Source organism: Bacteroides sp. UBA939, from assembly GCF_002293435.1.
In the GTDB taxonomy this organism is placed as follows: Bacteria; Bacteroidota; Bacteroidia; order Bacteroidales; family Bacteroidaceae; genus Bacteroides.
Genome location: NZ_DBDF01000116.1, coordinates 1 through 8,513 on the forward strand (window position 1 = coordinate 1; position 8,513 = coordinate 8,513).

An 8,513-nucleotide genomic window follows, 5' to 3' on the forward strand; every position below is an offset into this window, starting at 1 on the left:
CCATAATGGTATATTTAACGGGCAAAAGAATGGATACAGAAATAGCGGAGAATTATTTCCCCGCTATAGGATGAAAAAATATTGATTAAAATAATGTCGAGACCGCGCGTACATAACACTGACTTGTCACCTTATTAGCGAGACCTATGTACCCACTCATAAGGTTCAAATGCCAGGCGCGCGTGCTACTGCATTCGGTACTGCACCAATATGCCGCTTCTCGCACTTGGGTAGCACCAGCGATGAGACTTAATGCGTAGTTTATTCTGGTAAGGTTTGCGTAAATCATCATCAGTTCACCCATTGACGGCAGCCACCATTTACCAGCCGTCAGTGCGGCATTTGCATACAAGTTGCAAAAGCCGGGTGCGTAGCTGGCTGTATTGGTTATAGCACCGGAAATTGACGCAGCTATCTGTGCATCTGTATTTGCTTTCCCCTCCCAGTCGTTTATTACTATAGAGTAGTCGGCGGTAGTTATACCGCCACCGCTAATGGCTGCACTACTCCAGATTAACATCGTACTGGCTTCGTTTGGTGCGACTACTAATACTTTTCCACCCTCTATAATTACCACGCCGTCGGCTACTTCGCCGTTTGCTTGTAGCGCTGCCCACTTGTGCGGTTTAGCCATAAACATGAGGTTGTCACTTTTCCGATGGTACATGATACGTATACCATCTGTTGATATTATGGCGGTAGCAAAACCGGTCGGTATTCCTACTATGCCTTCTATGATACCGGCATTTTGCTGGAGTGCATCATTTATATTAATCTTCTCTATCATATCCGTTACTTTTAACGGGCAATTAAAACATGATTTGTTCCGGTGAAAGGATAGTACTACCTTCGCAGGCAAAAATGGTTTACGCATATATTCGTGTCAGTACCGACAAACAGACTGTCGAGAATCAACGATTTGAGATTCAGAATTTCGCAAATGAAAGAAGGTTAGTAATAGATAAATGGGTATCTGAAACCGTATCAGGAACCAAGGCAGCCAAGGATAGAAAACTGGGGCCTTTACTAAAGAAAATGAAGAAAGGGGATACACTTATTCTCTCAGAGATTAGCCGGTTGGGAAGGAATCTTATGAGTATCATGTCAATGCTCAACCTCTGTATGACAAAAGAGACATTCGTGCTGACGGTTAAGGAGAAGTACGAGCTGGGTAATAATATCAATAGTCAGGTGTTAGCATTCGCTTTCGGCTTGTCTGCTCAGATTGAGCGTGACCTTATCAGTCAGCGCACCAAGGAAGGGCTTGCCCGGCGTAAGGCAGCCGGTCAGCAACTTGGTCGAAAGAAAGGAGATAAGAACTCACATTATAAGCTATCAGGAAAGGAAAAACTTATCCTCACCATGCTTGAATATAAGTATTCAAAAGCAGCTATCTGCCGGAAGCTTAAATGCAATATAAAAACGCTTGATGAGCATTTGATAAGAATGAGAGAAAAGCCTTGTAAATCAGAAGATAATTAGTACATTTGCAATGTGATTATGCCCATTGACAGCCCGTGTTGTCGATGGGCTTTTTTGTGCCTAAAAAAATCCCGCCAGACTTTCACAAGCCGGACGGGAAACAACTAACATCATTATCTTATGATAATATGCAAAAGTAGTATTAATTATTATATAGAGAAGCAAGAAATGAAAGGATTTAATGAACTATTTGTAGTCGGATGGATGCTTTTCGGCATCTACATCGAAGTATTTATCATGATACTTGCCGACTTGTGGAGCGGTATCCGTAAAGCGAAGATACGCGGCGAGATACGCTCCAGTTATGGGTATAAGAAGACTATCGACAAGATAGCCAGGTATTATAACGCTATGATTGCCCTGACGGTGATTGATATCATGCAGATGGGCGGCGTGTGGTATCTGGATGGTTACTATGGCTGGTCTATACCTATATTCCCGGTAATCACATTGCTGGGGGCGTTGGGTATCTCACTGGTGGAGCTGAAGTCTATCTATGAAAAGGCTGACGAGAAAGTAAAGGGTGATTATAAGGGTGTGGCGGTACTTGCCGCGGAGATAGTTAAACACAAAACTGATCCGGCAGAGATAGCAGCGGCGATAATGGATTATATGAAGAATGAAGATAAGGAGGAAAAGTAATGAAGAAGAACGAGATTGATTCTATCATCATCCATTGCTCGGCTACACGCGTCGAGCAGAATTTGTGCGCAAAGGACATTGACCGTATGCACAAGCAGAGAGGGTTTAACCAAATCGGTTATAACTTCATTATCAATTTAGACGGAACCGTTGAAACCGGTCGCCCGCTGTCCATCGACGGGGCGCATTGCAATACAAAGGGGTTCTCCAGTGCTTCATATAACAAACATTCGATAGGCATCTGCTATATCGGCGGGCTGGATGCTAACGGTAAGCCGGCGGATACTCGTACTGATGCGCAGAAAGCAGCCCTCCGTGATCTCATTGCCAAACTTTGCAAGGAGTACCAAATCATTGAATTACTCGGACACAGAGATACATCGCCTGACATTAACGATAGTGGCGAAGTCGAACCGGCGGAATACATCAAAGCGTGTCCGTGCTTTGATGTTAGGAGTGAGTTTAGTAATTTTTTACGTAATGTAGTAATCAGGCCATGAGAGAGTCTGATGTAATAGAAATGCGCCGGTTGTCCATTGTCGGACTACTCGCGTTGGTAGCGATGGGGATAGTCATGTCGCTTGCCGGATGTTCTCCGGTACGGTATGTGCCGATTGAAAGTGTCAAGTATGATAGTGTATATATTAATAAGATACAGTATGACAGCATCTATCACCGGGATAGTATCTACGTCGAAAAAAACGGTGATACGACTACGATATACAAGGATAGATACCTGTATAAGTACTTGTTCAGAACCGATACAGTGCAGGTGACAAGGGTGGATAGTGTACAGGTGCCCTATCCCGTAGAGAAGAAGCTAACCAGGTGGCAAAAGATTAAGATAGAACTGGGTGGTTGGTCAATGGGTATCATTCTGTCTTTTGCTATTATTATAGTAGGCTGGCTTATATTTAGGATGCGAAGAAAGTAGTATCTTTGCAAGGTAGAAGTGCTTATCATAAATAAGTATTGAGCCTCAGTCTTGCGGGATTGGGGCTTATTTCTTAATAAATGCTAAATTGTAATACAATTATTTGTACCATACAAATAATTGTATTATCTTTGTTGCATAAGAAATAAAGCAATAAGAATATGAGCAAGTATTATCAAATAAATGGTTTAAAAGTGAGAGTCTCAGACCATGAGCCTAACACTTCTTTAAGAGGTTCAAGCGATATTTATCTTTATGTAAAATCGGCCTGTAACGAGTTGCTTTCTATCGAAAACCAAATAGAGGCTATCTGTGACAAAAATGGATATAACATCTCTGATTTCCAGGCAGTAATAAACGACTGGAAAGATGGTACTTATGATATACATGCTTTTGATAGTGTAGCTGAAGAGGTGGAGAACAATACTCCTTGCAGCGTGGTTCCTGAACTAATTGCGGCAACCCGAAAAAATAATAATGAAATATTGAAAGGGTATTCATTATCAAGATTTGCAAAGCGCTCTGAAATAAAGGCTTTATCTGAGCAAACAGGGGTATCACAAAGTTATATAAAGAAATACTTTAATATTAGATAATATGGATAAGCAAAGTTACAGAGAAGTCTTAGGACAAAGGTTGAAAGAATTTAGAGAAGATAGAAATCTATCAATGTATGCCGTTGCCCAGCGAGGGGGGATTAGAATCGACCAAGTTAAAGCAGTAGAAGAAGGTGTAACCAACTATACAATAGATGTCTTTCTCGGATATATCTCAGGTTCTGAGTTGTATATGTATTTTTCTATAAAAGAAAATACAGAAGCAATGCCGGATTTTAAAGAGTTGATAGATGCCGGTAGTAAATCTCATCCAGATAAGGCAGCCGAATAAGCTGCCTTTTTTAATTCGTGCAGATGCAATGATTTTGTGCAGTTCTGTACAAAAAACGTGCATCTGTATTTGTTTGTAACTCAACGGCTTAGATTGCTTTCGTACGAAAGTACTAAATTTGAAAGCTATTGAAGCATTGTACCCCTTCACGTTTTGACTCGTCCATGACGTGAGCATATACGAGCGTTTCTTTCATATCTGAGTGTCCTAACAGTTCTTTGAGCGCTGCAAGATCTTTTGTGTGCCTTAGGTAAATTGTTGCAAATGTATGCCGCCCAACCTTGTGAGTAAGGGGTTTATCTATTTCGGCAATGGTGGCGATATCTTTCAAATTACGATTCATTGTTTGATCTGCCTGGATAACCTCGAATAAAGGTCCTTTCTTCCTGGTACCTACAATCTTGGATAACAAGTTCCGGAGTGGAGTGGATATCGGAATCTGTATCGGTTCCGGCTTACTGTTCCGGAGTTTCATCCGGAAATAAGTGAAATAGTCTTCAGTAAACTGCTCCAGTTGTAGTTTCTTTGCATCCCCAATATGTAAGCTGCTGAAGCACATGAATAGAAAGAATTCTAGTGTTTTATGCAGTTTATATTCCAACCCGCCTATATTATATAACGATACGAGCGTGGATAGTTCTTCTTCATTAAGGTAAACACAGGTAGATGTGACTCTTTTAATAGACCATTCCGTAAATGGGTTCTCTGCCATGTATCCGGCTTTATACGCAGCTAACACATATTTTTTGATGATGGCCATGTTTTTATATGCCGTATTTGTGTTGTTGTCCAGTTCTCTCCGGAGATAGGCAAAATACACATCCAACCAATCGCGTGTTATATCGTCAAAGATTAGGTTAGCATTGAAATCTTTCATTTTACGAATAACACTCATGTGAGTATTGAGTGTTGTTAGTTCCGTGCGATGGGAGATCTTCTTCATATAATCTACGACGAAATCGAAAAAAGTATCGTAATCGGATGGGCGGTTGTATTCACGCATAAAAAGGTCACGGGATAGTTTTCTATCCCTGAGACGGTATTTCACAAATACGTTGTTGACACGTGCCAGGATTGTTTCTATAATCAGATTCTTGTCGGCTGCTTGTTTGTCTCCTGCAGTGACTATATTCTTTTTCTCATTCCAATGTTTCACCTCTACCGCGATTTTAGTAGAGAAGTTGATTTTCTGGCGCTGGACATAAAAGGAAATCCATACGACACCAGAGGCGTCGTTACCATATTTGCGGAGGTATATTTTAATGCTCTTCATGTGCTACAATCGTATTGTTTTAACATCCCCGGACTACATTCGGTCTGCATTTGCACGATTTTCGTCCCATTTGGAAGGGTAGTTAAGTTACTGATAATCAATAAATGACAAAAGCTTCGACCATTTCTGATCGAAGCTTTTGCGCTACTTTGAGGTTCCTGGCGGATTCGAACCGCCGTACACGGTTTTGCAGACCGCTGACTAAGCCACTCATCCAAGGAACCAGCTTTTCGTTTGCGGTTGCAAAGGTAGTACATTTTTTGAAATTACCAACTATCCGCAACCTTTTTTCTTCTTCTCCTTTTTAGCTGTACTACACTCTGCACGCTTTTCGTCCATCAATTTCTTTATCTCACAACCGGTTACGCAATTCGCACACGGATTATCTTTTTTCTTCATCCGGCGGAAAAAAGCATAAGAAGCCCATCCTATCCGGACGACACATAACAGTAACAGGATGGCTACCACCCATTGTTGCCAATTCGTCATATAAACAATCCTCCTATTCTATAAATGGCAAATGTCATTACCCACGCAAGCAGCGTAGTATATATAGCCGTAAACATTGCCCACTTCCAACTACCGGATTCCTGCCTGATAGCTACAAATGTTGCAATGCACGGAAAGTATAACAAAACAAATACCATATAGCAAAATGCTACCAACGGGGTAATAGGAATACGTTCTGCAAGACTTGCAGCGTCGGCATCAGCATTGTTTGTATAAAGTACTCCCAGTGTACTTACCACCAACTCCTTGGCACCTACGCCCGAAAGCAAACCTATACCTAACTTCCAGTCGAAACCTAACGGTTTCAATACGGGTTCAATTGCTTTTCCTATCTGTCCGATGTAAGAATTCTCCTGTTGCTGCGCCATTGTCTCGTATGCATCATGATTGGGGTAGTATCCCAATGCCCATATCACAATAGAAGCTATCATAATAATGCCTCCCATCTTACGAAGATACTGTGCACCTTTCTCCCACGTATGCCGGAAAATGGCTTTAGCAGTCGGTAAACGATATGGCGGAAGCTCCATAACAAACGGAGTATCATCTCCTTTCACCAGAAAACGGCTGAACAGGCGCGCCATCAATACCGCCAACAGAATACCTATTACGTAGATAAGCAACATTATCATACTGCCATTGTTCGGGAAAAAGGCGCCTACCAACAGCAGATAGATGGGTAGACGGGCGCTGCATGACATCAATGGATTGACAAGTATAGTGATTAAACGGCTCTTACGGTTCTCAATAGTACGAGAAGCCATTATGGCAGGAACATTACAACCGAACCCCATGACTAATGGGATAAAGGATTTACCATGTAATCCCATCTTGTGCATGATTTTATCCATAATAAATGCGGCACGCGCCATATAGCCGGAGTCTTCCATCAATGATATGCAGAAATAAAGAATCAGGATATTTGGCAGGAAAACAATAACGCTGCCTACTCCACCCACAATACCGTCCACTAATAAGTCTTTCAGCGGCCCTTCTCCCATATTATTCTGTATCAGATTTCCGATAATTCCCACCAGCCATTCGATAGCCATCATCGGATATTCGCCAAGAATGAATGTTCCCTGAAACATGAGATACATAAACAGAAAGAAAATAGGAAATCCCCAGAAGCGATGTGTCACGATAAAATCTATCATACGGGTAGTATGCGCCTTGTCTTTCTGATTTTCCACAAATGTTTCTTTTAAAGCGCCCGATATGAAACCGTACTTGGCATCGGTAATTGCGTGTTCACAATCTTCATTGAGCACATCATGAATACGACGACTTTCCTGGTTGCGAACGGCTATAATCTTTTCGCCATTGGGCAATGCTTCGACTATTTTCCTCAGGTCACGGTCGTTTTCCAATAGTTTAATAGCCAGAAAGCGCGTAGAATATTCATGGCGAATGTTCTCGTTCTCACTAATAATGCGTTTAACCTCTTCAATGCTACGTTCCAATTCCGGGCCGTGATTGATGTGTATATGGCGATAGAAACCATGAGAACGCTCTTCTTCCTGATAATTACCCGAACCATAACCGGGCACATATTCCTGATGCCACTTTGCCAAGTCCTGCAAAACTTCAACCCGAACTTCTCCTTTTTTGTCCAGAAAGTCGGCGCCTTCATAAATACTGATAACCACATGGAACAGTTCATCAATTCCTCTGCCTGCGCGCGAAACCGTAGGTACCATAGGAACACCAAACAATTCACTGAGTTTCATATAATCCAGCGTATTGCCGCTGGATTCCAGTTCGTCGTACATATTAAGTGCTATCACCATACGCACGTTCATGTCAATCAGCTGGGTTGTCAGGTAAAGGTTGCGTTCCAGGTTCGAGGAGTCTACTACGTTGATAACGATATCCGGTGTTTCATCAATGATGTGGCGGCGAACATAAATCTCTTCGGGGCTATATGCAGAAAGCGAATACGTACCGGGCAGATCGACCAGACGAAAGTGATAGCCTTGAAAATCGAAGTAACCTTCCTTGGCATCTACGGTGACGCCACTGTAATTGCCTACATGCTCGTGCGAACCGGAAGCGATATTAAACAGGGATGTCTTACCGCTGTTGGGGTTTCCCACCAAAGCTACATTAATAGTACGGCGTTTTCCGAGAGCAATGTGTTTCAATTCTACCTCACCAGGATAAATATCCTCTCTCATTCCCGAATGATATTCAGGCTTCGTTGCATGTTTCTTCGCTTCCTGTTCGCTGATGACTTCGATCCTTTCCGCTTCCTGCCGGCGCAAAGATATCTCATAGCCCATCACTTCATACTTTATAGGGTCTTTCAATGGAGCGTTCAGTAGCACTTCTACCGTCTTTCCTTTGATAAACCCCATTTCTACAATCCGTTTACGGAAACCACCGTGCCCCAGCACTTTGACGATTACACCTTTCTCTCCAGTTCTCAAATCGGACAAACGCATAGTTCTCTTTCTCATTAATTTCCGTGCAAAGATATGATACTTACACGTAGTCGGCAAATTATTTAGATTGTTTTTAAATAAGACAGATAAAAAAGCCTACTTATTCCATACGTTTTCCGTATCCTCTCCGTATCTCCTCCCGTTCTCCTCCTGTTCTTCTTCCGTTCTTCTTCCATCTTGTTCCTATACAAAGTGCTATTTACCGGGGAATTATGGAACAGGAGTGGGAACAAGATGGGGGGAGTTACTTAACTCCTGATTTGCATTAATTACTAATTGTTGCTTCACTAAGATTTAGCCTGCATGATTCATAAGTGCCTTGTCATAAATGAGAATTTAG

Annotated in this window: 10 protein-coding genes and 1 tRNA gene; 6 read left to right on the plus strand and 5 right to left on the minus strand. The window is 42.0% G+C overall.

Going from position 1 to position 8,513, the window contains the following annotated elements; genetic code table 11:
* Window positions 1-85 precede the first annotated feature (85 nt).
* On the minus strand, window positions 86-787 hold the full coding sequence (locus B2Z67_RS07725) for a hypothetical protein (RefSeq protein WP_291529244.1): 702 nt from the start codon (window positions 785-787) through the stop codon (window positions 86-88).
* 74 nt (window positions 788-861) lie between these two features.
* Here B2Z67_RS07725 and B2Z67_RS07730 point away from each other — a divergent pair, with 74 nt between their 5' ends.
* The 6 genes from B2Z67_RS07730 (at window position 862) to B2Z67_RS07755 (ending at window position 3,946) form a co-directional block, all read left to right on the plus strand.
* The gene (locus tag B2Z67_RS07730; protein WP_291529252.1) at window positions 862-1,482 is read left to right on the plus strand and encodes a master DNA invertase Mpi family serine-type recombinase; all 621 of its coding nucleotides are present in this window, start codon (window positions 862-864) and stop codon (window positions 1,480-1,482) included.
* A gap of 168 nt (window positions 1,483-1,650) precedes the next feature.
* The gene (locus B2Z67_RS07735; RefSeq protein ID WP_291529245.1) at window positions 1,651-2,124 is read left to right on the plus strand and encodes a phage holin family protein; all 474 of its coding nucleotides are present in this window, start codon (window positions 1,651-1,653) and stop codon (window positions 2,122-2,124) included.
* Complete coding sequence (locus B2Z67_RS07740; protein WP_291529246.1) at window positions 2,124-2,624, plus strand: N-acetylmuramoyl-L-alanine amidase; 501 nt, start codon at window positions 2,124-2,126, stop codon at window positions 2,622-2,624. The genes B2Z67_RS07735 and B2Z67_RS07740 overlap by 1 nt, the downstream gene beginning before the upstream one ends.
* Complete coding sequence (locus tag B2Z67_RS07745; RefSeq protein WP_291529247.1) at window positions 2,621-3,058, plus strand: hypothetical protein; 438 nt, start codon at window positions 2,621-2,623, stop codon at window positions 3,056-3,058. Before B2Z67_RS07740 ends, B2Z67_RS07745 begins: the two co-directional genes overlap by 4 nt.
* A gap of 161 nt (window positions 3,059-3,219) precedes the next feature.
* The gene (locus tag B2Z67_RS07750; protein ID WP_291529248.1) at window positions 3,220-3,654 is read left to right on the plus strand and encodes a hypothetical protein; all 435 of its coding nucleotides are present in this window, start codon (window positions 3,220-3,222) and stop codon (window positions 3,652-3,654) included.
* 1 nt (window position 3,655) lies between these two features.
* Window positions 3,656-3,946 (plus strand): helix-turn-helix domain-containing protein, encoded by a 291-nt coding sequence (locus tag B2Z67_RS07755; protein WP_291529249.1) that lies wholly within the window; start codon window positions 3,656-3,658, stop codon window positions 3,944-3,946.
* 112 nt (window positions 3,947-4,058) lie between these two features.
* Here B2Z67_RS07755 and B2Z67_RS07760 read toward each other — a convergent pair whose 3' ends face one another.
* The 4 genes from B2Z67_RS07760 to feoB form a co-directional block, all read right to left on the minus strand.
* A complete protein-coding gene (locus B2Z67_RS07760) occupies window positions 4,059-5,219 on the minus strand; it encodes a site-specific integrase (protein WP_291529250.1) in 1,161 nt (386 codons plus the stop codon).
* A gap of 152 nt (window positions 5,220-5,371) precedes the next feature.
* Window positions 5,372-5,443 (minus strand) — tRNA-Cys (locus B2Z67_RS07765).
* 49 nt (window positions 5,444-5,492) lie between these two features.
* The gene (locus tag B2Z67_RS07770) at window positions 5,493-5,708 is read right to left on the minus strand and encodes a hypothetical protein (protein ID WP_291529251.1); all 216 of its coding nucleotides are present in this window, start codon (window positions 5,706-5,708) and stop codon (window positions 5,493-5,495) included.
* Window positions 5,705-8,173, minus strand: coding sequence for a ferrous iron transport protein B (gene feoB / locus B2Z67_RS07775; RefSeq protein ID WP_291529253.1), 2,469 nt, complete (start codon window positions 8,171-8,173; stop codon window positions 5,705-5,707). The genes B2Z67_RS07770 and feoB overlap by 4 nt, the downstream gene beginning before the upstream one ends.
* Window positions 8,174-8,513: the final 340 nt, after the last annotated feature.